Annotated in this window: 23 protein-coding genes; 9 read left to right on the top strand and 14 right to left on the bottom strand. The window is 74.8% G+C overall.

What is annotated here, in order from left to right; all coding sequences use genetic code 11:
* Window positions 1-34 precede the first annotated feature (34 nt).
* Window positions 35-1,936, bottom strand: coding sequence for an ABC transporter ATP-binding protein (locus tag ACFWTC_RS26855; protein ID WP_384074710.1), 1,902 nt, complete (start codon window positions 1,934-1,936; stop codon window positions 35-37).
* Window positions 1,937-2,339: 403 nt separating this feature from the next.
* Here ACFWTC_RS26855 and ACFWTC_RS26850 point away from each other — a divergent pair, with 403 nt between their 5' ends.
* On the top strand, window positions 2,340-2,762 hold the full coding sequence (locus ACFWTC_RS26850; RefSeq protein WP_383930538.1) for a DUF350 domain-containing protein: 423 nt from the start codon (window positions 2,340-2,342) through the stop codon (window positions 2,760-2,762).
* Window positions 2,763-2,845: 83 nt separating this feature from the next.
* Here the strand turns inward: ACFWTC_RS26850 and ACFWTC_RS26845 are convergent, their stop codons facing one another.
* The 4 genes from ACFWTC_RS26845 to ACFWTC_RS26830 all read right to left on the bottom strand — a co-directional run bounded on the left by ACFWTC_RS26845 (window position 2,846) and on the right by ACFWTC_RS26830 (window position 7,352).
* Complete coding sequence (locus ACFWTC_RS26845) at window positions 2,846-4,072, bottom strand: acyltransferase (RefSeq protein WP_383930535.1); 1,227 nt, start codon at window positions 4,070-4,072, stop codon at window positions 2,846-2,848.
* Window positions 4,069-5,112 carry an alpha/beta hydrolase gene (locus ACFWTC_RS26840; RefSeq protein WP_383930532.1) on the bottom strand — a complete coding sequence of 348 codons (1,044 nt, stop codon included), beginning with the start codon at window positions 5,110-5,112 and terminating at the stop codon, window positions 4,069-4,071. The genes ACFWTC_RS26845 and ACFWTC_RS26840 overlap by 4 nt, the downstream gene beginning before the upstream one ends.
* Window positions 5,113-5,328: 216 nt before the next feature.
* Window positions 5,329-6,009 carry a response regulator gene (locus ACFWTC_RS26835; RefSeq protein WP_383908712.1) on the bottom strand — a complete coding sequence of 227 codons (681 nt, stop codon included), beginning with the start codon at window positions 6,007-6,009 and terminating at the stop codon, window positions 5,329-5,331.
* Window positions 6,006-7,352 carry a sensor histidine kinase gene (locus ACFWTC_RS26830; RefSeq protein ID WP_383930530.1) on the bottom strand — a complete coding sequence of 449 codons (1,347 nt, stop codon included), beginning with the start codon at window positions 7,350-7,352 and terminating at the stop codon, window positions 6,006-6,008. The genes ACFWTC_RS26835 and ACFWTC_RS26830 overlap by 4 nt, the downstream gene beginning before the upstream one ends.
* Window positions 7,353-7,424: 72 nt before the next feature.
* On the opposite strand from ACFWTC_RS26830, the gene ACFWTC_RS26825 reads away from it, so the two are divergent.
* Window positions 7,425-8,369 carry an AEC family transporter gene (locus tag ACFWTC_RS26825; protein ID WP_384074707.1) on the top strand — a complete coding sequence of 315 codons (945 nt, stop codon included), beginning with the start codon at window positions 7,425-7,427 and terminating at the stop codon, window positions 8,367-8,369.
* Window positions 8,370-8,457: 88 nt separating this feature from the next.
* Window positions 8,458-8,850 (top strand): hypothetical protein, encoded by a 393-nt coding sequence (locus ACFWTC_RS26820; RefSeq protein ID WP_384074704.1) that lies wholly within the window; start codon window positions 8,458-8,460, stop codon window positions 8,848-8,850.
* Here ACFWTC_RS26820 and ACFWTC_RS26815 read toward each other — a convergent pair.
* From ACFWTC_RS26815 to ACFWTC_RS26800, 4 genes are all read right to left on the bottom strand, one after another.
* The gene (locus ACFWTC_RS26815; RefSeq protein WP_384074701.1) at window positions 8,804-10,033 is read right to left on the bottom strand and encodes a hypothetical protein; all 1,230 of its coding nucleotides are present in this window, start codon (window positions 10,031-10,033) and stop codon (window positions 8,804-8,806) included. The two genes, ACFWTC_RS26820 and ACFWTC_RS26815, sit on opposite strands and share 47 nt — an antisense overlap.
* A 313-nt stretch (window positions 10,034-10,346) precedes the next feature.
* Window positions 10,347-11,855 carry an FAD-binding oxidoreductase gene (locus ACFWTC_RS26810; protein ID WP_384074699.1) on the bottom strand — a complete coding sequence of 503 codons (1,509 nt, stop codon included), beginning with the start codon at window positions 11,853-11,855 and terminating at the stop codon, window positions 10,347-10,349.
* 221 nt (window positions 11,856-12,076) lie between these two features.
* Window positions 12,077-12,742: a class I SAM-dependent DNA methyltransferase gene (locus ACFWTC_RS26805; protein ID WP_383932318.1), complete on the bottom strand. Its 666-nt coding sequence runs from the start codon at window positions 12,740-12,742 to the stop codon at window positions 12,077-12,079.
* A gap of 96 nt (window positions 12,743-12,838) precedes the next feature.
* Window positions 12,839-14,368, bottom strand: a complete 1,530-nt coding sequence (locus ACFWTC_RS26800; RefSeq protein ID WP_383932316.1) for an IucA/IucC family protein — start codon at window positions 14,366-14,368, stop codon at window positions 12,839-12,841.
* Between the two features lie 108 nt (window positions 14,369-14,476).
* Between ACFWTC_RS26800 and ACFWTC_RS26795 the strand changes: the two genes are divergently transcribed.
* Both ACFWTC_RS26795 and ACFWTC_RS26790 read left to right on the top strand, forming a co-directional pair.
* The gene (locus ACFWTC_RS26795; RefSeq protein ID WP_384074696.1) at window positions 14,477-16,018 is read left to right on the top strand and encodes an IucA/IucC family protein; all 1,542 of its coding nucleotides are present in this window, start codon (window positions 14,477-14,479) and stop codon (window positions 16,016-16,018) included.
* Between the two features lie 204 nt (window positions 16,019-16,222).
* On the top strand, window positions 16,223-17,044 hold the full coding sequence (locus ACFWTC_RS26790) for a GntR family transcriptional regulator (protein ID WP_384074694.1): 822 nt from the start codon (window positions 16,223-16,225) through the stop codon (window positions 17,042-17,044).
* A gap of 159 nt (window positions 17,045-17,203) precedes the next feature.
* Here the strand turns inward: ACFWTC_RS26790 and ACFWTC_RS26785 are convergent, their stop codons facing one another.
* The 3 genes from ACFWTC_RS26785 to ACFWTC_RS26775 all read right to left on the bottom strand — a co-directional run bounded on the left by ACFWTC_RS26785 (window position 17,204) and on the right by ACFWTC_RS26775 (window position 19,944).
* Window positions 17,204-18,103, bottom strand: coding sequence for a hypothetical protein (locus ACFWTC_RS26785; protein ID WP_384074691.1), 900 nt, complete (start codon window positions 18,101-18,103; stop codon window positions 17,204-17,206).
* On the bottom strand, window positions 18,100-19,113 hold the full coding sequence (locus tag ACFWTC_RS26780; protein WP_384074688.1) for an SPFH domain-containing protein: 1,014 nt from the start codon (window positions 19,111-19,113) through the stop codon (window positions 18,100-18,102). Before ACFWTC_RS26780 ends, ACFWTC_RS26785 begins: the two co-directional genes overlap by 4 nt.
* A 393-nt stretch (window positions 19,114-19,506) precedes the next feature.
* Window positions 19,507-19,944, bottom strand: a complete 438-nt coding sequence (locus ACFWTC_RS26775; RefSeq protein ID WP_384074685.1) for a MarR family transcriptional regulator — start codon at window positions 19,942-19,944, stop codon at window positions 19,507-19,509.
* Window positions 19,945-20,089: 145 nt separating this feature from the next.
* Between ACFWTC_RS26775 and ACFWTC_RS26770 the strand changes: the two genes are divergently transcribed.
* The gene (locus ACFWTC_RS26770; protein WP_383932304.1) at window positions 20,090-21,046 is read left to right on the top strand and encodes a SigB/SigF/SigG family RNA polymerase sigma factor; all 957 of its coding nucleotides are present in this window, start codon (window positions 20,090-20,092) and stop codon (window positions 21,044-21,046) included.
* 17 nt (window positions 21,047-21,063) lie between these two features.
* On the opposite strand, the gene ACFWTC_RS26765 is transcribed toward ACFWTC_RS26770, so the two are convergent.
* Complete coding sequence (locus ACFWTC_RS26765; protein WP_384074682.1) at window positions 21,064-21,609, bottom strand: VanZ family protein; 546 nt, start codon at window positions 21,607-21,609, stop codon at window positions 21,064-21,066.
* Window positions 21,610-22,114: 505 nt separating this feature from the next.
* Between ACFWTC_RS26765 and ACFWTC_RS26760 the strand changes: the two genes are divergently transcribed.
* The 3 genes from ACFWTC_RS26760 to ACFWTC_RS26750 all read left to right on the top strand — a co-directional run bounded on the left by ACFWTC_RS26760 (window position 22,115) and on the right by ACFWTC_RS26750 (window position 25,512).
* Complete coding sequence (locus ACFWTC_RS26760; RefSeq protein ID WP_384074680.1) at window positions 22,115-23,167, top strand: glycine betaine/L-proline ABC transporter ATP-binding protein; 1,053 nt, start codon at window positions 22,115-22,117, stop codon at window positions 23,165-23,167.
* Window positions 23,167-24,957 carry an ABC transporter permease/substrate binding protein gene (locus ACFWTC_RS26755; protein WP_383932302.1) on the top strand — a complete coding sequence of 597 codons (1,791 nt, stop codon included), beginning with the start codon at window positions 23,167-23,169 and terminating at the stop codon, window positions 24,955-24,957. The genes ACFWTC_RS26760 and ACFWTC_RS26755 overlap by 1 nt, the downstream gene beginning before the upstream one ends.
* A 318-nt stretch (window positions 24,958-25,275) precedes the next feature.
* Complete coding sequence (locus ACFWTC_RS26750) at window positions 25,276-25,512, top strand: hypothetical protein (protein WP_383933514.1); 237 nt, start codon at window positions 25,276-25,278, stop codon at window positions 25,510-25,512.
* 52 nt (window positions 25,513-25,564) lie between these two features.
* Here the strand turns inward: ACFWTC_RS26750 and ACFWTC_RS26745 are convergent, their stop codons facing one another.
* On the bottom strand, window positions 25,565-25,894 hold the full coding sequence (locus tag ACFWTC_RS26745; RefSeq protein ID WP_383933512.1) for a hypothetical protein: 330 nt from the start codon (window positions 25,892-25,894) through the stop codon (window positions 25,565-25,567).
* Between the last annotated feature and the right edge of the window lie 236 nt (window positions 25,895-26,130).

Here is a 26,130-nt window from a genome sequence, read left to right as displayed (position 1 = left end):
CCTCCACCCCCGCCCCGGCCGGGACGGCGGGGCCTCATGCTCCCGGAGCCGCCGGCACCCCGCCGGAACCGGCGGGCGCCGCCGCGAACTGGGTGCGGTACAGCTCCTCGTACCGGCCGCCCGCGGCCAGCAGCTCGCCGTGCGTGCCGCGTTCCACGATCCGGCCGTCCTCGACGACCAGGATCAGATCCGCCGCCTGTACGGTCGACAGCCGGTGCGCGATCACCACCGCGGTCCGCCCCGACAGGGCCTCGCCCAGCGCCTCCTGCACCGCGGCCTCCGAAGTGGAGTCCAGGTGGGCCGTGGCCTCGTCGAGGATCACCACCCGCTGCCGGGCCAGCAGCAGCCGCGCGATGGTCAGCCGCTGCCGCTCCCCGCCGGACAGCCGGTACCCGCGCTCCCCGACGACGGTGTCCAGCCCGTCCGGCAGCGAGGCGACCAGCCCGTCCAGCCGGGAGCGGCGCAGGGCCTCCCACACCTCGGCCTCCGTCGCCTCCGGCCGGGCCAGCAGCAGGTTCGCCCGTACAGACTCGTGGAAGAGGTGCCCGTCCTGCGTGACCATGCCGAGCGTCTCGCGGATGGAGTCGGCCGTCAGGTCCCGTACGTCCACCCCGCCCAGGCGGACCGCTCCCGCGTCGGCGTCGTACAGCCGCGGCAGCAGCTGCGCGATGGTCGACTTGCCGGCGCCGGACGAGCCGACCAGGGCGATCATCTGGCCCGGCTCGGCGCGGAAGGACACCTCGTGCAGCACCTCGGTGCCGCCGCGGGCGTCGAGGGCGGCGACCTCCTCCAGGGAGGCGAGGGAGACCTTGTCCGCGGCGGGGTAGCCGAAGGTGACCCGGTCGAACTCGACGGCCACCGGACCTTCCGGGACCCGGCGGGCGTCCGGCTTCTGGGCGATCAGCGGCTTCAGGTCGAGGATCTCGAAGACCCGCTCGAAGCTCACCATCGCGCTCATCACCTCGACGCGGGCCCCGGCCAGCGAGGTCAGCGGGGCGTACAGCCGGGTCAGGAGCAGGGCGAGGGCGACGACCGCGCCCGCGTCCAGGCTCCCGCGCAGGGCGTAGTACCCGCCGAGCCCGTAGACGAGCGCGAGGGCCAGGGCGGACACGAGGGTCAGGGCCGTGATGAACGCCGACTGGGCCATCGCCGTACGGACGCCGATGTCCCGGACCTTGCGCGCCCGAACCGCGAACTCGGCGGACTCGTCGGCGGGCCGTCCGAACAGCTTGACCAGCGTCGCGCCGGGGGCGGAGAACCGCTCGGTCATCTGGGTGCCCATCGCGGCGTTCAGCGTCGACGCCTCGCGCTGCATCGCGGCCATCCGCGCCCCCATCCGGCGGGCGGGCAGCACGAACACCGGCAGCAGCACCAGCGCCAGCAGGGTGATCTGCCACGAGATGCCCAGCATCACGACGAGCGTCAGCAGCAGGGTCACCGTGTTGGCGACCACCCCCGACAGGGTGTTGCTGAACGCCCTCTGGGCGCCGATCACGTCGTTGTTGAGCCGGCTGACCAGGGCGCCGGTCCTGGTCCGGGTGAAGAAGGCGACCGGCATCCGCTGCACGTGGTCGAAGACCGCGGTCCGCAGGTCCAGGATCAGGCTTTCGCCGAGGGTGGCGGAGAGCCTGCGGGTCAGCAGGCCCAGACCCGCCTCGGCCACCGCGATCAGCGCGATGAGGAGGGCGAGCCGGGTGACCGTGCCGTTCTCCCGGCCGTCCACGATGCTGTCGACGACCTGGCTGGCGAGCACCGGGGTGGCCACCGCCAGCAGCGCGCCGACCACGCTGAGCAGCAGGAAGAAGAGGAGGCCCCGGCGGTGCGGGCGGGCGAAGGCGGCGATGCGGCGCAGGGTCGCCCGGGAGAACGGGCGGCGGTCCTGCTCGGCGTTGATCGCGCTGTGGAGCGAGGTCCAGGCGGTGACTTCCATGTCCATGGGTCGAACCGTAAAACCTCAACCAAAGTCGAGGTCAAGGATTCCGCGCCCGCACGTTCTTTCGTATCGGCAACTCCCGCTTCCGTGACGGGTGTTCGCGGCCCGCGGTCGTCGACGTCGCGGTCCCGCGCACGCGCGGCAGCCGCCCGCCGCTCGCACCCGGGCGGGGGTGACCACCGTCGTGCCCGAACCGCCGACCCCGTGCTCCGATTTCAGAACGCTGCTCTCGCCGGCGGCCGGCCGGCCCGCCGGCAGCCGTACCGCCGCCCGCCGGGTGCCGGGCGCGCGGCCCTGAGCTGTACCACCTGGCGACCTCCCCATGGTCCGGGGCAAGGCTGTGCGATAGATTCGGCCAGCCTCCCCACGGCACATCCTTCCCAACCACGCGGAGACAGGCTTCCCCATGAGCGACATCATCAACGGACTAGGCCGCACCAGCGCCTTCGGCGCCCTCGGCCTGGTGCTGCTGATCCTCGGCATCGTCCTCGTCGACGTGCTGACGCCCGGGAAGCTCCCGAAGCAGATCTGGGAGGAGCGCAACCGCAACGCGGCGCTCCTGCTCAGCTCCGCTCTCCTGGGCATCGGCGGCATCGTCTTCACCTCGATCTGGACCACGTACGAGGACTTCGGCAAGGGCCTGCTGTCGACCGCGGCCTTCGGCCTCCTCGGCCTGGTCCTGATGGCGGTGGCCTTCCTGGTGCTGGACCTGGTGACCCCGGGCAAGCTCGGCGCCATCGTCGTCGACCCCGAGCCCCACCCGGCGGTCTGGGTCACCGCCTGCTGCAACCTCGCCGTCGCCGCCATCGTCGCGGCCTCGATCGCCTGACGGCGGATCACCCGTACACGACGAGAGCGCCGCTCCTTCAGGGGAGCGGCGCTCTCGCCGTATCCGGGGGCCCTGCGGCGCCGTTACGCCAGGCCCAGGGCGAACACCGCGAACCCCGCTGCCAGGACCCCCGCCACCGCCCGGCGCAGCACGGTCGCCCCGCGCCCCTCCCGCGGCGGACCCTCGAACCGGCGCGCGTACCGGGCGATGACGACCAGCAGCACCGCGAACACCGGCATCCACGCCACCCGTGCCGCGATCCACCCCAGGCTGTCCGGCGCCGTGGTCAGCCCCGCCACCGCGCCCGCGAACGAACCGGGAACGGCCGCGGCCAGCATCGCCGTCTGGTGCCAGCACAGGACGGTCATCGCGCACAGGTTGACCACGACCACCGGAGCCCACAGCGCCGGCCGCGCCAGCAGCTTCGCGATCCGGTCGCGCAGCAGGACCGCGGCCCCCGACTGGGCCGCCGCCAGCGCGAGCACCAGCAGCGACGGCGGGTGTGAGTTGGTCCGTGCCGCGCCCGGCACGCCGACCATGGACGCCGGGTAGTGGAAGACCACCAGCAGCGCCGCGAACAGCAGTGCCCCGCCCGCCAGGAGCAGCCGGCCGCCGCGCCGCCCGATCCGCCCCTCGCCCCAGGAGACGCCCAGCTGGTACGCGAACAGCCAGCCCGGGAGGATGTTCACCAGCGCCAGCCAGGACGGCACCGCGTCGGCGAGCGGCCCGTACCGCAGGAAGTCCACCACCGCGACCGAGGCGAGCAGCGGCGCCGCCGCCCACCCGCCGAGCCGGCGCGCGGCCCGCACGCAGTACGGGGTCAGCGCGGTGACCACCGCGTACACGCCGACGAACCACAGCGGCTGGACCACCAGCGTGGCCCCGGTCCGCAGGGTCTCCTCCGGCACCCCCGCCGCGTACAGCACGGGCGCCGCCAGCGCCCACACCGCCGTGACCCCGAGCACCGGCCGCCCCAGACGTACCATCCGGCCCTTGAGCCATGCCCCGGTCGAGCCCCGGCGGCGCCCGTACGACAGGGCCGAGGCGTAGCCCCCGACGAGGAAGAAGATGCCGAGCATCTGGAGCACCCAGCTCGCCGGGGCGAGGCCCCCGAAGGCGGTGAGCGGGCTGGCGTTGTGCAGCCCGCCGTCCGCGTCGAGCGTGAACCCGCCGAGCAGCCAGTGCCCGGTCGGCACGGCGAGCAGGGCCAGGGCGCGCAGCCCGTCCACCGCCCGGTCGCGGTGGGCGGGAGTCCGCGCGTCGATCCGGACGGCGGCCTTCCGCAGCGTCGTGAGCGTGCTCGTACTCATCGGACCTCTCCGTTCGCGATCGCGGCGAACGCCGCCAGGGACTGGGTGCCGGGGGCGAAGTAGCCGGTGTGGCCCCGCACGTCGGCGGCGGGTACGCGGCGGGCGCCGAAGGCCGCGGACGTCGGGTCGGCGCCGTGGCCGAGACCGGCGAACTCGACGTTCGGGATGTCGGCGATCCAGTCGGAGGGGCTCCGGGCCGCCCAGACGCGGGCCCCGGTGCGCAGCGCGGCCGAGGTGTCGGCGCGCATGCCGGGGGACCCGAGGGCCACGACGTCGGCGGCGTCCGTGTGCCGGGCCGCCAGCCCGCAGACGACCGAGCCGTAGCTGTGGCAGAACAGCACCGGATCGGGCGCGCCGACCGCGTCGAGGCCCGCCGTGAACCGCGCCAGGCGCTCCGCCCCGGCCTCCGCCAGCCGTCCCACGGCCGTGTCCAGGCCCACTCCGACCGGCGTGGTGTACCCGGTCCAGGCGATCACCGCGGTGCCCTCGCCGGCCGCCGCGCGCAGGGTGCGGGCCATCCCGGCCGGTCCGGTGTGGGGCGCGCGCCGGGCGTCGTGGGTGGAGGCGCCGTTGTCCGCGCCGGGCACGACCACCGAGACGTGCGCCGCGTGTTCCAGGTCGCCGAAGACCTCGGCGACCTGGCCCCGCCCGCGCGGATCGAAGGCCAGGACCTGCCGGTCCGGCGCGGCCAGGGAGGCGTACCGCGCGTCACCCGTGGCGGAGACGGCGATCCGGTTGGCCTCGTACCGCAGGGGGAGCGGCGCCCCCTCCAGGTTGCCCGCCACCAGCGGGTGGGCTCGTACGAGGTAGCGCAGCGCGGCGGTGTCCAGCCCGGCGAAGAACCGGGCCACCTCGGCCGGCGGCGCGCTCGCCGGATCGGGCGGCGTACGGCCGGCGACCGTGTCGGCCCGCCAGGCCGCGGTGCCGGGCGGCGGCCCCGTGACCGCCCGCTGGCTGTCCCCGGAGGCCCAGCCGGCGGTCCCCGCGACAACGACCACCGCCAGCGCGGCCGTGACCACTGTCCTTCCGAAGCGGCGCATGCCCCTTCTCCTCTCCTCGTGACGAGGAGGAAGGTAGGAAGGAGGTACCCGGCGGCACATCGGACCGTGGAGCCAAGCCGCGTGTCATACCCCGGTAGGGGGTGGAGGAGACGACCGCCGGAACCGGCCGTCCCGGACGGTCGCGGCAGGCCCGCTCGGCCGGGCCGCGGCAGCGGCGGGGGACGAACTGGGGCTAGGGCGTGCGAAGGAGGTCGGTCAGCCGGCGTCGCCGGGCCGCACCAGCCCCGCCTCGTACGCGAAGATCACCGCCTGGGCCCGGTCGCGCAGGTCCAGTTTGGCCAGCACCCGGCCGATGTGCGTCTTGACCGTTTGCTCCGCGAGGACCAGATGGCCGGCGATCTCCTGGTTCGAGAGCCCGCGCGCGATGAGTTCCAGTACCTCGGTCTCACGCGGAGTCAGGCCGTTCAGCCGCAGCGCCGGATCCTTCCGCGGAGCCGGCCGCTGCTGGACGAAGTCGGCGATCAGCCGCCGGGTCACCGACGGCGCCAGCAGGGCCTCGCCCGAGGCCACCACCCGGACCGCCGCGATCAGGTCCGCCGGCGGGGCGTCCTTCAACAGGAACCCGGAGGCGCCGGCGCGCAGCGCCTCGTACACGTAGTCGTCGATGTCGAAGGTGGTCAGCATCAGCACCTTCGGCCGGTGCACCACGCCGCGCGGCGGATCCAGGAGCTCCCGGGCCGCCGTCAGCCCGTCCATCTCCGGCATCCGCACGTCCATCAGCACCACGTCCGGATGGGTGGAGCGGGAGACCCGCACCCCCTCCCGCCCGTCGGGGGCCTCGCCCACCACGTCGATGTCGGCCTGAGCCGACAGCAGCGCGGCGAACCCCGCCCGCACCATGGCCTGGTCGTCGACGATGATCACGCGGATGGTCAACTGGTGTCCTCGGTCGGGTGGTCCAACGGCAGTCGGGCGGCGACCCGGAAGCCGCCGTCGGGCAGCGGACCCGTGTCCAGCGTCCCGCCCGTCAACCGTACGCGTTCCCGCATCCCGACCAGACCGTGGCCCGTGCCCGAACCCTCCAGCGCCACCACGGCGTCGCGGGACGGGCCGTTCACCACGAGCACGAGGACCTCCTGCGCGTCCACGGTCACCGACACGGTGGTCGGCGCGCCCGGAGCGTGCCGCACCACGTTCGCGAGCGCCTCCTGCACGATCCGGTACGCCGAGAGGTCGACGGCCGGTGGCGCCGCCCCCGCGGCTCCCGCCGCGAGCGACAACTCCACCGGCTGGCCCGCCCGTACGGTCGCCTCCACCAGCTGCTGGAGCCGGTCGATGCCCGGCTGCGGGGCCCGTTCCCCGTCCGCGCCGCCGGCGCCGTCCCCGCGCAGCACCGTCAGCAGCCGCCGCATCTCGCCCAGTGACTCGCGGGCGCTCGCCGCGATCGCGGCGAACTCCTCCCGCACCGGATCCGGCATGCCCGGCACCCGGTAGGGCGCGGAATCGGCCTGAACCGTGATCACCGACATGTGGTGCGCCACCACGTCGTGCAACTCCCGGGCGATCCGCGCCCGTTCCTCCAGCAGCGTCCGCCGGGACCGCTCCGCCTCGCTGATGCTCTCCTGCTCCGCGATCCGCTGCTGGGCGTCCCCGAGTCCGCGCAGCGCCCCCGTCAGCGCCAGCACCACCCCGCTCAGCACGAAGAGGAGCGCGGCCGTGTCCATGGTCCCCGACTGCCGGAAGAAGCCGAGCAGCGCGCCCATCGCCCCGGTCGCCAGCCACACCCCGACCAGGGTCCGGACGGACTCGCGCAGCCCCAGGCAGGCCATCAGCGCCAGATAGCCGACGATCACCATCGGGGTCCAGGGCCAGGCACGCCCGGCCAGGTCGTCGGCCTGGATCAGCAGCACCGCGCCGAAGACGTCCGCGAGCAGCACCATCGCCCACGCGTGCACCGGCCGGTTCACGGCGAGGAGCAGCGGTACGGTCTGGGCCACGCCGAGCGCGCCCGACCAGCCGCCGCCCGCCTTGTACACGTTGGTCAGCACCGCGATCGTCACCGGCAGCAGCGTGAGCGTGAACAGGCCGACGACGACGAAGGGCAGCATCCGCTGCCACGCCCTGGGCGCCCGCGCGAGCAGGGGCTCCGCCGCCCGCGCGGGCGTGCGCAGGACCACGGCGAGCTGCGCCAGTGCGCCGGGCACACGGGCGTCGGCGACCGGGGCGGGGGTGCTTCCACCGGGCCGGCCGCGCGGCCGGGTGCGGGCTCCGTCACTCATGATCGGCCCAGCCTATGCGCCCCGGGCGGCGCGGGTAGGCTGCCGACGGTCGATCAAGGGGAGCCGGTACGCATGGGCGGGGCAGCCGCACTGGAGAAACTGGTGCCGGTGATGGCGGCCTTCGGCGCCGGAGTGCTGCTCGCCCGCCGCAAGGCCGTGCCCGCCGAGGCCTCGAAGGCCTTCTCCGACTACGCCTTCCTCCTCGCCGTCCCCTGCTACCTCTTCGGCAACATCTACCGCAGCGACCTGGCCGCCCTGTTCGACTGGCGGGCGCTCGGCGGCTACGCGGCCGCGGCCGCGCTCGCGGTGACCGCCGTCGCGCTGGCGGCGGTCGCCCACGGCACACGGGAGCCCCGCGCCGTCGCGCTGCGCGTCATGGCCGGGGTGCAGGTGAACACCGCCTACTTCGCCGTCCCCGTCTTCATCACCGTGTTCGGCACGGCCGCCCCCCTCTTCCCCGTCCTGCTCTTCCAGGTCTGCGTCCTGTCCCTGGTGGTCATCTCCCTCATGGAACTGGGCCGCCCCGGCCCCGCCGCCGGCGGCCCCGGACGCCGCCTCGTGCGCGCCGTCGGCGCCTCGCTCGCGACCCCGCTGGTCCTGGCCTGCAACGCGGGGATCCTGCTCAACCTGCTCTCCGTGCAGGTGCCCGGGGTGGCCTTGGACGCGGCCGGCTTCGTCGGGGACAGTGCCTCCCCGGTGGCGCTGTTCGCCCTCGGCCTCCACCTCGGGGGCCTCGGCCTCGACGTGCGGGGCACCACGCGCGAGGAGCTGGCCCTCATCGGCTTCAAGTGTCTGGCCTTCCCCCTGCTGGCCTGGGCCGTGTGCGGGCCGCTGCTCGGGGTCGGGGGGCCGTGGCTCGCGTACCTGGTCCTGATCGCCGCGATGCCCACGCCGCAGAACCTGTTCATCTTCGCCCAGCGCTACCACGTGGGCGTCGACCTCTGCGCCTCCCTCGTCATCAAGACCTCGCTGGCCTCGCTCCTGCTCCTGCCGCTGTGGCTGCACGTCGTCACGTGACGGCCGGCTTCCGGGGGACCGGAGCGGGCCGTCGCGGGCCCCGGCGCCCGGGCTCGTTCCCCCGGCGGGCCCCGCTCGTTGACCCGGCATGGAACTGCCGACCATCGCGGCGCCGGGCGTCGGCGAACGCGCCGACGCCGCGGCCGACGCCGCCTGCCACCTCTACGACACGGTCGCACCCCGGGGCGCCGACGGGCCCGGGGGCTGGAGCCGGACCGCCGCCGAGGACGCCGCCGAGGCGATCGAGACCACCGCGCACGCCCTCGCGCACATCGGTCCGGGCGCCGAGGTCGTGCTCGCGCCGGTCCACGCGGCCCTCGCCGACCTGCGGCGCCGGCTCGGGCTGCCACCGGCCGACGTGCTGAGCGCCGACGGGCTCCCGGTGGCCCCCAGGACCGTCGGCAACCCGCGGCGGACCCGCCGGGTCCGGGGCCTCACCCCGCCTTCGCCCCGGCAACCGCCTTCGCGTACAACCTCCTGACGTCCGCGCCGAAGTAGGAGCTGTAGGACGTGTCGGCCGTGTCGCCGCCGGTCTTCCAGCCGCCGATCACCCCGATCACGTCACCGGTCCCGCGCTTGGCGTCCAGGCGGAGCAGGAACGGTCCGCCGCTGGTCCCGCCGGGGTAGCCGGTGCAGTGGATGCGCAGGAACGATCCGGGGATCCGCGGGTCGGAGCTGGTGAACTTCGTCGTCCGGTTGACGCACAGGCGCGGTCGGGCGGCGGAGGCCGGGTACCCGATCAGCGACACCCGGCTCTGGGCGTAGGCGCCGCCGGTGACGAGGCGGTTGCCACCGACCACGTCCTGTACCCGGCGGCCGCGGGAGTCCGGCCCCACCTGGGCGAAGGCCACGTCGAGGGCGGCGGCGCGGTTCGGCCCCTGGGAGCGGTAGCGCGGGTCGATCCAGATTTTGGGACGCCTGCCCGCGTCCCGCAGGACGGGGAACAGGCCGTACGGCCGGGGCTTGGCGCGTGTGTACCGGGGTACGAAGGCCACCTGCCGGGAGTCCGGTCCGAGCAGGCAGTGGGCGGCGCTGAGCACCAGGTTGCGGCCGGGGGAGGCGACGACGCTGGCGGTGCAGAAGTACGCCCCACCCGCCTTCATGACGAACATCCGGCCGACGACGGGGAGCCCGCCGAAGTTCTGCCCGACCCCCGGCCCGGCCGCGGCGGGCAGCTCCGGAACGGCCGGGCTCAGGGGCGACTTCGGCACCACGGGCGGCGGCGGTTCGGAGGGGGCGGACGGTTCGGACGGGGCGGACGAGGGCGCCGTCCCCGGTACCGGGGCGGGCGACGGCGGGGTCCCGGACTCAGCGGGGGGCGCCACCGGAGCCGGGGCCGGCGCGCCGGGTACCGATGGCTCGGCGGCGACCGGCGGGCCGTCCCCGTCCACGGCGGGCGGAGCAGCTGGTTCCGGGCGCGGCGCCGGGCTCGCGGGCGGCTCCGCGGCGGCGGGTTCCCTGACCGGGGCGCCGGTGCCGGGGGCCGGGTCCGGCAGCGGCACCGCCGAGGCCATCCGCTCGGCGGTCCAGAAGGCCGACGCCTCGCGGGCGGACCAGTGCCCGGCGGCCGCCGTACCGGGGCTCCCTGCCTCGGCGGCGGGCAGCGGCCCGGCGGAGACCAACAGCGCGGCGGCCGCGGCGGCCAGGATCAACGTACGTCGCATGCGCAGCTCCAGGGGGAAGGGGATCTCGGACGATGAGGGCGGGCACCGGCCGGGCCGCCGGCGGGACGGAGGGAGGCGGAGGGGCACGGAGGGGCACGGAGGGGCACGGAGGGAGCGGGCGGGTGGCCGCCGGGCCGCGTCGTCGAGGTCGTTCCGCCGCCCCGGCGGCCGGGGACGCCCCGCGGTGCCCGATCGGCCCGGCTCCCCCGGGGGGCGGCGGGCCGACCGGGCACCGGACCCGCTCGGGCGTCCCCGGCGGCCGGGCGGGCGCGGCGCGCCGGGCGCCCCGGTGCCGGGCGGCGGGACGGCACGTCTAGACGGCCTGGGGGAAGCGGAAGAGGCGCTCGGGGTCGTAGGCGCGGCGAACGGCTTCCAGGCGGGGGAGGTTCGGCCCGTAGTAGGCCTCGCGCCAGCCGGGGAGCTTCGGATCGGCGTAGTTCTGGTACGCGCGGCCGCTCGCCCAGGGGCGCAGCCCCTCCCAGAGCCCGTCCAGCCAGGCCTGGTGGCGGGCGGCCTCGGCGGCCGGGGCGGAGTCCGGCCAGTAGACGAGGTACTGGGCGAGGAAGGCGGCCCCGCGGTGCACGAAGGCGGTGTCGGCGGGTCCGACCCGGTTCACGGCGCCCCCGCACACCCCGTCGAACTGCACGACCCCCGTGCCGCCCGGGGGGACCTCGGAGGGATGGCGCCGGACGGCGTCGAGGACCGTGGCGACGGCCGCGTCCGTCAGCCCGGCGCCCGCCCAGAAGTCGGAGCGGGCCGCGTACGAGTCCCGGCCGAGCCGCCCCCGCGGGTCCCTCCCGGGCAGCGTGCCCGGGAGGCGGCACTGCGCGGGAGTCCGGTCCAGGCAGCCCGACATGGCCCGTACGGTGTCGCCGTAGCCGCGGACGACGACCCAGCTGTCCCGCGCCGGGCGGCCGACCAGGTCGGACAGCCGGGTCAGCTGCCGCTCCAGCTCCCCGCGCCCGTCGAGGCACACCACCCGTACGGCCGGGGGAGTCGCGGACCCCGGGCCGACCGTGAACTCCACCTGGCTCCAGAACGGGTCCGGCAGCCCGCCGAGCCAGCGCTGCCAGCCGCGCAGGAGCGCGGCCGAGTCCGCGTCGGGCCAGTGGAGTTCGGCGAAGGCGCAGTCGCCGACCGGGTGCGCGGCGAAGCGGAACTCGGTGACCACCCCGAAGTTGCCGCCCCCGCCGCCCCGCAGGGCCCAGTACAGCCCGTCGTCCCGGCCGGGGCCGACCTCGCGCACGGTGCCGTCGGGGGTGACCACCCGGGCTCCGGTCAGCCGGTCGGACGTGGTGCCGTGGGTCCGGGAGGCCAGGCCCAGGCCGCCGCCGAGCGTCAGCCCGGCGATGCCGACCGAGGGGCACAGCCCGGTGGGGATGCCGAGCCCCCGCGCGGAGAGGACGGCGTTCACGTCCCCGAGCCGGGCGCCCGCGCCGACGCGTACGCCGCTCCCCTCGACGGAGACCGCGGCCATGGCCCCGGTGTCGACGACCAGCCCCGCGGCGCGGGTGGACCAGCCGGCGTAGCTGTGGCCGCCGCCGCGCGGGACCACGGGCACGGCGGAGCGGCGGGCGAAGTCCAGGCAGACGGCCACGTCGCCGGCGTGCGCCGGGTACGCGACCGCGGCGGGTGCGACGACGTCGTAGCGGGGCTGGAAGAGCTGGCGTGCCTCGGGGTAGTCCCGGTCGCCCGGCACCACCACCCGCCCGTCGAGCCCGCGGGCCAGCGCGCCGTAGTCCGGCCCCCGGGCCGCCGCCCCGACGGACGCGAGGACGGCCGCGGCGGCGCTTCCCAGGACCCGGCGGCGATGGAGGCTCATGCCCCCTTCCTGCCACCGCGCGGACCGATCGGCGCGAAGGCGGGCCCACGCCGCCCCGGCTGCCCCCCGAACGGCGCACAGTCGAAACGATTCGGCTCGTCATATATCCGGAGCGGAGCCGGAGTCCCCGGCGGCGCCGGCACCCGCACCCGCGCCGGCTCCGGCACCGCACCCGCACCGGGGCCTGCTCCTCCGGGCGCCGGCCGCTCCTCCCCGCGTGCCTACTCCGGCGGAGCGTCGCCCTCCGCCCTGCGGGCGAGCAGGAAGCCCTGCGGTGACGGTTCGCCGTCGACGGGCTCCCGGATCAGGCGGGCGGTCTCGGCCAGGCCCGCGCCGGCCAGCAGGGAGGCGATCAGGTCCGGCGGGGTCCGGTACACGTCGAGCTCGACCGGATGGCCGTACGCGTGGTCCAGCCGGACCCGCTGGTCGCCCACCTGGAACGCGGCCAGCACATGGCCGCCCGGAGCCAACACGCGGGCGAACTCCGCGAAGAGCAGCGGTAGTTCCGAGGGTGGTGTGTGCACCGTCGAGTACCAGGCCAGTACCCCGCCGAGGACGCCGTCCGCCACGTCGAGGGCGGCCATCGAGCCCACCTCGAAGCGCAGCCCCGGATAGCTCCGGCGCGCCACCGCCACCATCGCGGGGGAGAGGTCGACGCCGAAGGCCCGTATCCCGAGCCCGTCCAGATGCGCCGTCATCCGGCCGGGACCGCACCCCAGATCGGCGACCGCACGGCCGCCGTCTCCCCGCACGGACTCGGCGAACGCGGCCAGCACGGCCCGGTCCAGCGGCCTACGGGCGAGATCGGCGCCGACCAGGCGCGCGTAGTCCACGGCGACGGCGTCGTACGACGCCCGGACGGTGTTCAGGTACGAGGTCGCTGTCATGCCCCTGGAGACTATCCCGTCCCGTACGGATCGTGCCGGGCCCGCGCACCGGAACGGGCCGGAACAGGACGGGCCGGTCGGGGCGATCCGCGCCGTTCAGCGCGGTGCGGCCGGACGGGCCGCCAGCGGATTGGGCAGCTGCGCCCACTGGTCGCCGGGCACGCCCGGGCTCAGCCGCATCAAGGTGAGCGCCTTGGTGGGCAGCGGACCGGTCAGCAGGGCGCCGGTGTCGGCGGTGGCGGGCAGGCCGGCCGCCTCCGCGAAGGCCTCGGCGAAGGCCCCGGCCGAGCCGGCCGTGGCGCCGAGCGCCCCCGTCAGCAGCGAGCCGAAGAGTTTGCGCCGCAGTACGGCGACGTCGTCGGTGACCAGCCGCCCGGACAGCGGCGGCACCGGAAGGCCGTGCCGCCGCAGCCGGGCCGGGCTGATCCGGATGTCGGCGAGGTCCCGGTAGACCAGCCTCACCGGGGTGCCGGTGGGGGAGAGGACGACGAGGAGGTTCTGCCCGTGGGCCTCCAGGGCCACCCCGAGGTCCAGGACGCGCAGGCACACCGACAGCGCGAGCCGGGCGAACTCCGCCCGCCAGGCCGCCGACCGCGCCGGTGGGAACGCCGCCAGGGCCGCGACCGGAAGCACCCGTTCACCGGCGGCGGCGTCCGCGTACGCCTCCGGGGGCTCGCGGAGCACGGCCGCCAGGTCCGGGCTGTGCGCGGTCGCCGCGCCCAGGGTGCGGGTGATGTGCAGCCGCCCGTCGAGGCGTTCGGACAGGGTCTGCGCGAAGGCGGAGACGGCCGCGGCGGTCTCGATGGAGTAGCCGGAGATGTCGCGCACCGAGGAGGTCAGCCGGGTGCTCAGCGCCGTCTTGACGTGCGGGCCGCCCGCCTCGGGCGCCAGGGTGCGCAGGGCCATCAGAGGGTGCGCCGCGAACCCGGCCCCCACCCGCTCCTTGCCCAGGACGTGCGCGGCCTGCCACGGGTGCACCGGGACCAGGATCCGTCCCGCGTCCCGCAGCCGGTCCGGCCAGTCCCCGGTCACCAGGCACTCCTCGGCCCGTACGGCGACCAGCCCGAGGTCCACCACCGGCCGGTGCTCCGGCGCGTACGCCAGCTCCTCGGCCACCGAGAACCCGGGCCGGGAGCGGCAGTTCGGGTGGTACGGGTGCCCGTCGACCACCCGCTGCTCCCACTCCCGGGTGGTCGGCGCGGCCGTGTCGGAGCCGGCGGGCGGCTGTCCGGCACGGGAGAGCGCGAGGGAGGCCGTACTGCCGTCCAGCTCGGCGGCGAACCCCTCCCCGTGCGGCACCTCCAGGGCGCCGACGAGCCGGGCGGCCTGCCGGTAGGGCCTCCCGTCGAGCAGCAGCTCCTCCACGTACGACCCGGTCGCGTACGCGTCCGGCGCCGGTCCCTCCAGCCGGGAGCCCCCGGCGAGCAGGACGGTCAGCGAGCCCGGCCCCGGCTCCCGGGCCGCCACCCACGGCAGCGGCTCGAAGGCCAGCGCGCGCCACAACCGGGTCAGTACGGCCGCCCGGGCTCCGCCGAGGGCGGCGGCGTACGCGGGGCCGAGCGCCGGGCGGACGGCGTCCAGCCCGACGGCGACGGCCTCTTCGGCCGGGGAGGCGGGTACGTGCACGAGGGGGCTCCGGGGGTCGGAATGGCGCTCTACAGGATGATCAAGTCATCATCGCGGATACTGAAGATCACAGCCGCCGGTACGCCCCGCGAACCTCCGGCGCACCGGATGGACCGAATGGAACCAGTGGACCTCAACGCCGCCGCCGACGCGTACGCCACCACCCCGCTCCTGAACTGCCTGCTCAGGGAGGCCGCCGAACCCCGGGGGGCGGGCGTCCACCGGCTGCGGGGCAGCGGGCGGCTGCTGCGGGTGCGGGGCGGCCGCCGGCCGGAACGCCCCGAACTGCGCACGGCGGACGGCTGGCGTCCGCTCAGCCACACCGACCTCGTCAAACTCACCGCCGACGAACTGGGCCGGTACACGGGGATCGCGAACGGCGAACTCCCGGTCGAGATCGCCGACAGCCGCGCCGCGGTCGCCGCGCTGCTGGCGGCCCGGGCGCGGGCGGAGCCCTCCGCGGACCCGTTCGTCCGCTCCGAGCAGTCCCTGATCATGGGCCACCCCCACCATCCGGCCCCCAAGTCCCGGGGCGGGGCGCCGGTGGCGAGCTGGCTGCCGTACGCGCCGGAGGCCCACGCCCGCTTCCCGCTGGTCTTCCTGGGGGTGCGCGATGACCAGGCGGTGGAAGAAGGCGGCCCGGCCGCGGCCGGGGCGATCGACGCGCTCGCGGACGTGCTCGACGGCCCGCGCCCGCCCGCCGGCTACCGGCTGCTGCCGGCCCACCCGTGGCAGCTGGAACTGGTCGGCGCCCGGCCCGGGGTGCGCGAGGCCTTCGCCGACGGGCGGCTGCTGCGCCTGGGGGAGGGCCGGCGGCCGGTCTGGCCCACCGCCTCGATCCGCACCGTGTACGCACCCGCTCCGGCCGCCGACCTGTTCGTGAAGTTCAGCCTCGACGTCCGCATCACCAACGACGTGCGCCGCCTGTGGCGCCACGACCTGCTCCAGTTGCGCGGAACCGACGCGGCGGTCGAGGCGGGCTTCGCCGCGCTGCGCCGGACCGGGTCCACGGCGGCCTGGCTGGCCGACCGCGGCTACCGGACCGCCGGGTTCGCCTTCGAGGAGCTCGCCGTCCTGGTCCGCGACGGCCTGCACGCGCACGTACGGCCCGGGGCCACCCCGCTGGCGGCGGCCGCGCTCGCGGAGGGCTGGCCCGGGAGCCCGCTCGCCGGCTCGGCGGACCCGGAGGGCTGGTGGCGGGCGTACCTGCGGCAGGTGGTGCCGCCGGTGCTGGAGCTGTTCGCCCGGCACGGGGTGGTCCTGGAGGCCCACCTGCAGAACACCGTGGTCGCGGTGGACGCGTCGGGCATGCCGGTGCAGGCCCTCTTCCGCGACGCGGAGGGCGTCAAGCTCCTCTCCGGCCTCGGGCGGGCGGCCGCCTGGCAGCGGCTGGTGTACTGCTTGGTGGTCAACCACCTCATGGAGGTCGCAGGGGCGCTGGCCGAGCACCATCCGGCCACCGCGCCGCACGTGTGGCCCGCGGTGCGGGAGGAGTTCCTGCGCTACGACGCCACGCGCGGGCTCCCCGAGATCGCGGAGCTGCTGGCCGGTCCCTCCCTGCCGGCCAAGACCAACCTGCTGCTGCGCTGGACGCGGGCGGACGGGGCGGACGCCAGCTACCTGCCGCTGCCGAACCCGCTGCGGGGGTAGGGCGCGGCCCCGGAGGATGGACGCGCGGCGGCGGAGGGCGGACGCGCGTCGGCGGGGTCCCGGGGCGTGGGCGTACGGGGCGGGGGGTACGGAATCGGCCAACGTGGACCGCGATCCCGGTCCCCTCTCACCCAGAGGTATAGACCAATGCTACGTTGGTCGGGCAGACCGCGCAGTCCTTGACCACCCGTCAGAGGAGAAGTCATGCCCTCCCCTTCGCGGGGCGGCGGCCCGGCCGCCATGCCCAAGTACCAGCGGATCGCCGCAGCCCTGCGCGACGATCTCGACCGCGCCGCGCACACCCCCGGCGGCAGGCTGCCCTCCGAGCGCAGCCTCGCCGCCCGCTACCAGGTCAACCGGCAGACCATCAGGGCAGCCCTCCAGCAGCTGCGCGCGGACGGGCTCATCGTCACCGGGCGCCGCGGCACCCGACCCGCGGCGGAACCGGAGCCGCCGGCGGACTCCGCGTCCGCGCCGGGACGGGGAGCGGCAGCCGGCGGACCGCCGGACGTCCGCCCTCCGGCTCCGGGGGCCGCGTCCGTGACGGCCGTGGCCTTCACGCACAGCTGGCTCACCCTGGTCACCGTGCCGCCCTCGCTCGCGGCACTCCTCGGCATGGGAGGGGGAGCCCGCACCCTGGTCCACCACCAGCGCGACCACGGCACGGCGGGGGAGACCCTGCGGCACGCGGCGACGTACCTGAGCCCGGCGGTGACCGCCGCCAGCCCCGAACTCGCCCGCTACCGCGACCGGGTCGCCGACGCCCGCGACGAGGACCTCGAACCGCTGCACGGCTGGCTCGACCGGGTCCAGGCGGAGGGACGGGTCGCCGAAACCATCACCATGACCCGCTCCACCCACCCGCCGAGCGCGTCCCCGGTGTGCGGCCTGACCGTCCGGCGCACCCTGCACGACACCGACGGCCGACTGCTCGCCGTCACCGACCTGTCCTTCCCGACCTGGGACCGCCTGACCTTCCACCGGGACCGCCGCGACCACGCGGCCACCGGCTTCCGGGTCACCTAGGGCGATTCCCGTAGGGTGATGCCTGCGGACCATCCTGCACGGGCAGGTGCGGCGACCCACCGGGCACCCTTCCGTCGACCGGGCGCCGTTCCCGCGGGCACCCGTAGCGCGTCGTCCTGCGGTGGGTCCGCAGTGGTGACAGCCGGTCGGGCGCCGCGCTCAGGTCACCAGGCGCAGCGACGTCTCCGCGATGCCCAGTCGTACGCTCTGGCCCCAGGTCAGCTCCAGGGAGTCGGCCTCCATCCCGTCGCCGAAGACCACGATCCGGTCCGACTCCACGGTCAGCTGCAGCTCCTGACCCCGCCCCAGCTCGCCGGCGACCTTCGTCGTACCGGTCGTGGGGGAGGGCCAGGCCTCGCGCACGAACCACAGGAGCCGCCGCTCGCAGGGTGCGGGCAGCCCCGCCGGGCTGCCGCGCTCCAGCCACAGGGAACGCAGCCAGCCGGTGGCGCCCGTGCCGGTGCCCACCAGCACCCCGGAGGATGCCTGGGCCTCGCCCGGATCCTGCTCGCCGTCGGAGCCCAGGCGGTAACGGGCCGTCTGGTGACCGGCCGGGCCCAGATAGATCTCGTTCAGCGCGAGCAGGCGCTGGGTGTCGTCGGCGACGGCCTCGACCATGGTCAGCTCCTCCGCCCGGCCCCCGACGGCGGTCGCCGCGCGCAGCAGCGCGGCCGTGTCGGCACAGCGGTGACGGACCAGGACCCCCGGGTTGCGCCCCGGATCGCTGTCGATGCCGACCACCGGCTGTCCGCGCAGGTACTTCGCGGTGTTGGCGACCAGGCCGTCCTGGCCGACCACGACCACCACGTCCTCCGGGGCGAACAGGAAGCGGTCCAGGTCCGCCCGCTCCACCCGGGAGCTGCGCCAGGTGAGCGGCACCGCCGCCGCCACCTCGCGCAGCGCCTGCCGCGTGCGGTCGTGGCGACGGACCACCTCGTCGATCGACCGGCCCCGGCTGGAAAGGAAGAACGCGGCCTGCCCGTGCGTCCCGTGCCGGGCGAGCAGCTCCTCGTACTCGGTCCTGCGGTGCACGAGCACCGCCCGCGGGGCCAGGCTCACGCGCCCGCGCCGCCTTCCGGACGTCCGAGCCTGCTGAGGAGCCCGGTGAGGACGTCGGGAGAGAGCGTGATGCTCTCGATCCGCGGCAGGTTCTCCGCCAGCCGGGTCGCCGCCAGGGCGTGCAGCGTGCCCGGGCCGGCCTCGTCGTGCACGCGCAGCCAGGCAGCCTGAACCTCGGCGCGCGCCGCGCCCGCCTCGCGCGCCGCCTCGGCATCCGCACGGGCCAGGCGGACCTTGCGGGCCGCCTCGGCCTCCGTCCTCACACCGTCCGCCGTCGCCTTCTCCTCGGCCTCGCGGCGGGCGTTGATGCCGCGCTGCTCGACCAACTGCTCCTCGCGCCGGGCCAGTTCGATCTGACTGGCCAGCTCGTTCTCGGCAATGGCACGCTCGCGCTCGACGGCGACGGCCCGTCGTTGATAGGTGGCCCGGTCCGCCTCCTGCTGGATCTGCTCGCGGGCCGGGGTGCGCAGGGCGCGCTCCACATCGGCCTCGGGGCGGATCGCCACGACCCGCACGGCCACCACGTCGATGCCGGTGGCCGGGAGCCGGGGCTCGGCGGCGAGACCGGCGGCGACCCGCTCCCGCACGGAGGCGACGCCGTCCACCAGGGCGACGGCCAGCGGGGTCCGGGCCAGTACGTCCAGCGTGTGCTGCTGCGCGGTCTCGGTGAGGAGGGTGGCGATCTGCTCCAGGGGCGCGCCGCGCCAGCTCCCGGTGTCCGGGTCGACGGAGAAGTCGAGCCGGTCCGCGGCCTCGGCGGGGTCGCTGATCCGGTAGGTGACGGTGGCCTGCACGGCGACGTCCTGGAAGTCGGACGTACGGGCGTGGAACGCCATGGCCAGCTCCCGGTCGTCGACCGGCACTTCGGAGAGCGCCGCCGACAGCGACCGGTACCAGAAGCTGAGGCCCCGCCCGTCGTGGACGAGCCGGCCGCGCTTGTGGTGGCGGATGTGGACGGTGGGCGCGGAGCGCAGATGACGCCAGCCGAAGCGCCGGGTGATGTCGGCCATGGCGGACCCCCTTCATTTCGTCAATGCGACGATAACGAGCCCCGCTCATATCGTCAAGAGGACGAGAAGGGAGCTTCCCAGGAGCTGCCCGGCAGTAACGGACGTAGGGGGTGGGGCTGGACCCGGCGGCGTTCGGGGAGGTCGATGTCCTCGGCGTCGGGGCGCGCGCGGGCACCGAACGGCTGCCGGGCGTCGTCGGCTGTGGAACCGGGGTGCGTCCGGCAGGGCGCGGGAGTAGGTTCGGCCGTACGGGGTGCGGCCTCGGCCAGTAGGGCCGCGACGGGGGTCGTACCCCGGCGACCGGCCCGCACCGGCCGGATCGCAGCACGCCAGGGAGCCTTCGGCCAGGGGTGAGGTTTCCCACAGATCACGCCCATAGGTCCTGCCCACGGGTCACGCGACCGGCGACACCCGGTCCGGGGCGGGGTCCGAGAGGGCCGTGGGGGCGCCGTTGTCCTCCGGGGTGCCGTCGTCCTCGTCCGGGGCGTCGTCCCGGACGTCCAGGCCGGCGACGAGGGCGGGGGCGTCGGGGTCGGCGGCCGCGCCGGTCAGCAGGGCGAGCAGGCCGGCCACTTGGACACCGGCCTCCGCGGGGTGGCGGAAGACGGCGCCGGTGGAGATCTCGTACCGGTTGCGCCGGCCGTCGCGGACGCGGCGCAGGTACCCGTCCGCCTCCAGGTCGGTGACGATCGTCTGGACCGTGCGCTCGGTCAGCCCGCACATGGCGGCGACATCCCTGAGCCGAACCGCCGGGTCCCGGGCGATGGCCACCAGAACGCGCGCGTGATTCGTCAGGAATGTCCAATTTTGTCGCTGAGACGTGCTCCCCATGCCTTCATGATGCGTTAAATGATTCAGGTGACGCAAGACGTGAAATGCATTTCCGGTATTTCTTGACGTGTGAGCAGATGCGGTCCACCATCTACGGCAGTCAAGGTCCCGCGCCGCAAGCCGACCAGCCCAAGGAGCGAACTCCATGCCGGTCCCTTACCCGTCCGCCCGTACTTCAGCCCCCGCCACGACCTCCGTTCCGCACCCCCGTCCCAGCGCCGAGGCCGCCCGCTCGGCGGGCCTGCCCCGTATCGCGGAGCCCCGAGAAGTGGCCCCGGGTGACGCGAGGGAACTGTCGAAGGTCTTCTTCCTGCGCCTGCGCGAGCTGACCGAGGGCACCCCGGAGTACCAGTACGTCCGCAACACGCTCATCGAGATGAACGCCTCACTCGTGCAGTACGCCGTGCGCCGCTTCCGCAACCGCGCCGACGGCGGGGACATCGAGGACATCGTCCAGGTGGGCACGATCGGTCTGATCAAGGCCATCGACCGGTTCGACCCGGCCCGGGAGAACGAGTTCTCCACGCTGGCCATGCCGTACATCACCGGCGAGATCAAGCGGCACTTCCGCGACACCTCCTGGGCCGTGCGCGTCCCGCGCCGCCTCCAGGAGCTGCGCATCGACATAGCCAAGGCCAAGGAAGAGCTGACGACCACGCTCGACCGCGCGCCCACGGTCGCGGACCTCGCCGGTCACCTCGGCCTCTCGGACGAGGAGGTCATAGAGGGCCTCGTCGCCGCCAACGGCCACACCAGCGGCTCGCTCGACGCGCCGCACGCCGAACACGGCGACGGCCCCGCCGAGGGCCACACCCTCGCCGACGTGATGGGCGAGGAGGAGCCGGCCATGGAACTGGTCGAGGACATCCAGAGCCTGGCGCCGCTGCTGGAGCAGCTCACCGACCGCGAGCGCCGGATGCTGCAGATGCGCTTCGGCGAGGAGCTGACCCAGGCGCAGATCGGCGCCGCGCTCGGCATCTCCCAGATGCAGGTCTCCCGCCTGCTGACCCGGCTCCTGGCCCACCTGCGCACCTCGATGCTGGAGGACCGGAACACGGACGCCCGGCCGACGGCAGGCATGGCCTGCGCCGACCGGGTCTGATGCGCCCGCGGGCCCCTTCACCCGGCGGGAGACCGCCGGGTGAAGCGGTGCCACCAGTGCCGCCGCCGCGGATGCACGGCCCGGCCCAGTCGCCGCCCGAGGAACAGGTACCCGAGCAGCGCGCCCGCCGTGTTGAGGATCACGTCGTCGATGTCGAAGGCCCGCCCCGTGACGAGCGCCCCCTGCACCAGCTCCACGAGCACCATCACGACCGTCGTGCACACCGCCACCCGCGCCAGTCCGCGGGCCTGCGGCACCAGTACCGGCAGCAGCACCCCGAACGGCACTCCCAGCAGCAGGTTCCCGCCGAGCTGGCGCGCCGCCTCGCGGGCCGTGCCGTGGTCCAGATAGGCGCGGATCGACTGGCCCGGGTGCACGTTGCTGTACGTGAGGGCCACCGAGGCCGGTGACGGCTCCAGGGTCAGCCGCGCCAGGACCACGCTGAAGGCCACCGTCCCGGCCAGGGCCGCGAGCATCGCCGCCGCCCGCACCACCGGGTGGGCCGGTGCCTTGTACTCGGATGCGGTCCCGGCCTCCCGCGCGCCCGCCAGCCGCTCCTTCACCGCCCGCCGCGACTCCTCCGCGTCCCGCGACTCCTCCGGGCCCCGCGGATCATCCGGCCCCCGCGCCACTCGCGGCTCCGCCGCCTCTCGCGGTGCGGCCTGCGAGGGGTCCGCCACCCGCTTCATGCCTGTCGGCCGCGTCACATCCGGTGCGAGCGTCCCGGGCCCGGCGGCCCCCGCTCCGGCGGTCCGCCCCGCGCGCAGTCGGCTTCCCCAACTGGGCTTCGTCATCGCCTTGCTGAACGGTTTCATGGCCCCCGCTTACCCGAAGACCGCCGCCCAACCCCTGCCGTGGCCGGATTTCGGGGGCGCGCCCGCCCGTACGTGAGGTGAATCACTTCACCGTTTGCCGGTGTGAATACCGGGCAGGGTGGCCGCCGGAGCGGAACCACGTCCTTGGCGCAGCGCGCCGGGCGCGCGGCGCACGCGGGTCGATCCCGTCCCGCTCCACGGCCCGCCGGCCTGCCCGGCGCCCGCCGTACCCCGTACGACCCGTGAGGTGTATGTGTCCACGCTCCAGGCCGAACACGTCTACAAGGTGTTCGGAAGACGACCCGCCGACGCCGTACGCGCGCTCGAAAGCGGCTCCGGCCGCGACGAGCTCCGCGCCGACGGCACGACGGCCGCGGTCATCGACGCTTCCTTCAGCGTCGAGCCCGGCCAGATCTTCGTCGTCATGGGTCTGTCGGGGTCCGGCAAGTCCACGCTGCTGCGCATGCTGAACGGACTGCTCGAGCCCACCGCGGGGCGCATCCTCTTCGACGGTCAGGACCTCACGGAGCTCAGCGCGAGCGAGCTGCGCCGCGTGCGTTCCACGAAAATCTCCATGGTCTTCCAGCACTTCGCGCTCTTTCCACACCGCAACGTCCTGGAGAACGCCGCCTACGGGCTGGAAGTACAGGGAGTCGACCGCGCCGAGCGCGAGCGGCGCGCGGCCGAGGCCCTGGCCCTGTGCGGGCTCGAAGGCTGGGAGAAGTCCTGGCCCGACGAGCTCTCCGGCGGCATGCAGCAGCGCGTCGGCCTCGCCCGCGCCCTGGCGACCGACGCCGATCTGCTGCTGATGGACGAGTCCTTCAGTGCCCTGGACCCGCTGATCCGCCGCGACATGCAGGACCAGCTGCTGGAGCTCCAGCGACGCCTGAAGAAGACCATCGTCTTCATCACCCACGACCTCAACGAGGCCATGCGCCTGGGCGACGGCATCGCCGTCATGCGCGACGGGCGCATCGTCCAGCAGGGCACCGCGGAGGACATCCTCATCCGCCCGGCCGACGAGTACGTCGCCTCCTTCATCCAGGACGTCGACCGCTCGCGCGTGCTGACGGCCGACGCCGTCATGGACGTCGCCGGCGCCGACCTCGACGCCTGTGGCTGCCCCACCGTCACGGCCGACACCCCGCTCGCCGACCTGTGCGCCGTCAGTGCCCGGGTCCCGCACCCGGTCGCCGTCACCGGCGGGGACGGCGCCGTCGTGGGCTCCGTACCGCAGGACCGGCTCATCGCCTTCATCGGTGACGAACAACGGCCGCCGATGGCCTGCGCGGAGGTGGCGGCCTGATGCCCCGTCTGCACCTCGGCGCCTGGGTCGACAGCGGTGTCGACTTCCTCCAGCGCCACCTGACCTGGCTCTTCGACGCGGTCAGCGCGCTCGTCACCGGCCTCTACGACGGCATCGACGCCGTGCTCTCCGCTCCCCACCCGCTGCTGTTCGCGGGCATCCTGGCCGTCGCCGCCTGGTGGCTGCGCGGGCTCCTCGCGGGCCTCCTCGCGTTCACGGGCCTCGCGCTCATCGATTCCGTCGACCTGTGGTCCGACGCCATGTCCACGCTGTCGCTGGTCCTGGTGGCCACGCTCGTCACGCTGGTGATCGCGATCCCGCTCGGCATCTGGGCCTCCCGCTCGGACCGGGTGAGCGCCGTCCTGCGGCCCGTCCTGGACTTCATGCAGACCATGCCGGCCATGGTCTACCTCATCCCCGGCATCATCTTCTTCGGGGTGGGCGTCGTACCCGGCATCATCGCGACGATCATCTTCTCGCTGCCGCCGGGCGTACGGATGACCGAGCTGGGCATCCGCCAGGTCGACTCCGACCTGGTCGAGGCCGCCGACGCCTTCGGCACCACCCCGCGCGACACCCTGGTCCGCGTCCAGCTGCCGCTGGCGCTGCCCACCATCATGGCGGGCATCAACCAGGTCATCATGCTGGGCCTGTCCATGGTCGTCATCGCCGGCATGGTCGGCGGCGGCGGACTCGGCGGGGCCGTCTACCGCGCCATCGGCAACGTCGACATCGGCCTCGGCTTCGAGGCGGGCATCTCCATCGTCATCCTCGCCATGTACCTGGACCGGATGACCGGCGCGCTGGGCCGCCACGTCTCCCCGCTGGGCCGGCGCGCCCTCGCCAAGGCCCGGTCCGCCGCGACCGGCGCCGCCAAGGTCTGGAACCACCGCCCCCAGCCCGCCTACGCCGTCTCCGGGGCCGTCGTACTGGCCCTCGTCGCGGGCGGCCTCAACACCTTCGCCGCGGACGACGAGACCGTCCCGGCCGGCGCCGCGGACATCGGCAGGGGCCGGACCGTCTCCGTCGGCTACATCCCCTGGGACGAGGGCATCGCCTCCACCTTCCTGTGGAAGGAGCTCCTGGAGCGCCGCGGCTTCAAGGTCGACGCCCGCCAGCTGGAGGCCGGCGCGCTGTACACCGGCCTGGCCGGCGGCCAGCTCGACTTCCAGACCGACGCCTGGCTGCCCGTCACGCACGCCCAGTACTGGGAGAAGTACGGGAACAAGCTGGAGGACCTCGGGTCCTGGTACGGCCCCACCTCGCTGGAGCTGTCCGTGCCCTCGTACATGAAGGACGTGCGCTCGCTCGCCGACCTCAAGGGCAAGTCCGCACAGTTCAAGGGCCGGATCATCGGCATCGAGCCGAGCGCCGGCGCCATGTCGATCCTGAAGGACAAGGTCCTGGGGGAGTACGGCCTCGAAGGCGAGTACCAGGTCGTCGACGGCTCCACCCCCGGCATGCTCGCCGAGCTCAAGCGGGCCTACGACAAGAAGGAGCCGGTCCTGGCCGTGCTCTGGTCGCCGCACTGGGCGTACTCCTCCTACGAGCTGACCAAGCTCGAGGACCCGAAGGGCGCCTGGGGCAAGGGCGACGGCATCCACACCCTCGCCCGCAAGGGCTTCGCCGCCGACGAGCCCGAGGTGGCCGAGTGGCTGCGCTCCTTCAAGCTCACCGAGGAGCAGCTCACGGGCCTGGAGGCGAAGATCCAGGAGACCGGCAAGGGCAAGGAGCAGGAGGCGGTCCGCGCCTGGCTGGCCGACCACCCGGAGATCGACAAGCTCGCCTGAGCCGAGAACAGTACGAGCGCCGGCGGGCGCGGGACCCTGCGGGGTCCCGCGCCCGCCGGCGTTTTCGTGCGTACGGGCGGCGTCCGCTCCGAGCGTCAGGAGGCGGTCCGCCTCCCAGGCGGTGATCGCGGCGTACGCATCCGGCCTGGTGGCGGCCGGAGGCGTGAGCAGTTGATCACCAAGTGCCCGTAAGACGACCGGAATACTCCTGGTGACCACACCTCTGACCAGCGAAAACACTGGATGATTCGCCCGTGCGGACAAGGGCCCGTCCATGGCACAGTGCGATCAGCCCAACCGCACGACCAGGGAGCCTCCATGCGTGACACGCACTCCACGCCGCTCGCGGCCGCACCCGAGTGCCTGCCGGAGCCGGGACCGTTGCCCCGCTGTCCGGTGTGCGAGAGCGCGCCGGAGCGCATCTCCTGGCGCCAGCGCCCGGGCCGGCCGGTGGCGTTGGTCTTCGACCCCTGCGGCCACCGCTGGTCCTCGCCGGCCCCTCCGGTGCTGGCGGTCACCCCACCCGCACCGGGTCCCCGGCGCGGCAGGGGCTGAGCCCGCGCGGCGGGGGCCGGGCCCGCTCCTCCGGAGCCCCTGGCCGGTGCGGTCAGGGGAAAAGGGGCGGCGGGGTCAGATTCGCGCCCCGCTTCTCGCTGCCCGCCGCCCGCGCGAGCCGCGCGAGGTCCAGGGCGAACAGGTCCGCGACGTCGCGTACGTCGCCGGCCTCGACGAGGGCCCGTACGTACCGCTCGCCCAGGCCGTCGATGTGGAGCCGGTCGCGTCTGGCGGCGTACAGGATCGCGGCGATCCGCCCGCAGTCGTCGGCGGGCTGGACGCAGCGCCACCGCTCCTGCAACCGGTCGATCTCCCCCTGGCATCCCGGGCACACGTCCGGCGGCTCGATCGCCCGCTCCGCGCCCGTGCGCAGTTCGACCACCGGGGCCTCGACGCGCGGGATGACGTCGCCCGCCTTGCATCCTCTGAACCGAGCTGCGGCGGGTGCGACTGATACGGTTTGAGCGGGACATGCGCTCGTCCTCGGAACGTGAAGGCCCCAGGGTCATTCGGCTCCTCAGAACTAAGGCTTGTCCCGTAAATGATCTACGAGTCGCCTCGGGCGTGGTTGGCCGTGTGGCGGTCCGCTCGCCTATCCGGCGAGGGCGAGGTTGTGCA

This window comes from Streptomyces sp. NPDC058619, assembly GCF_042717785.1.
In the GTDB taxonomy this organism is placed as follows: Bacteria; Actinomycetota; Actinomycetes; order Streptomycetales; family Streptomycetaceae; genus Streptomyces.
Note: the sequence above shows the minus strand (reverse complement) of the source record. Positions and strands in the feature narration are given on the sequence as shown.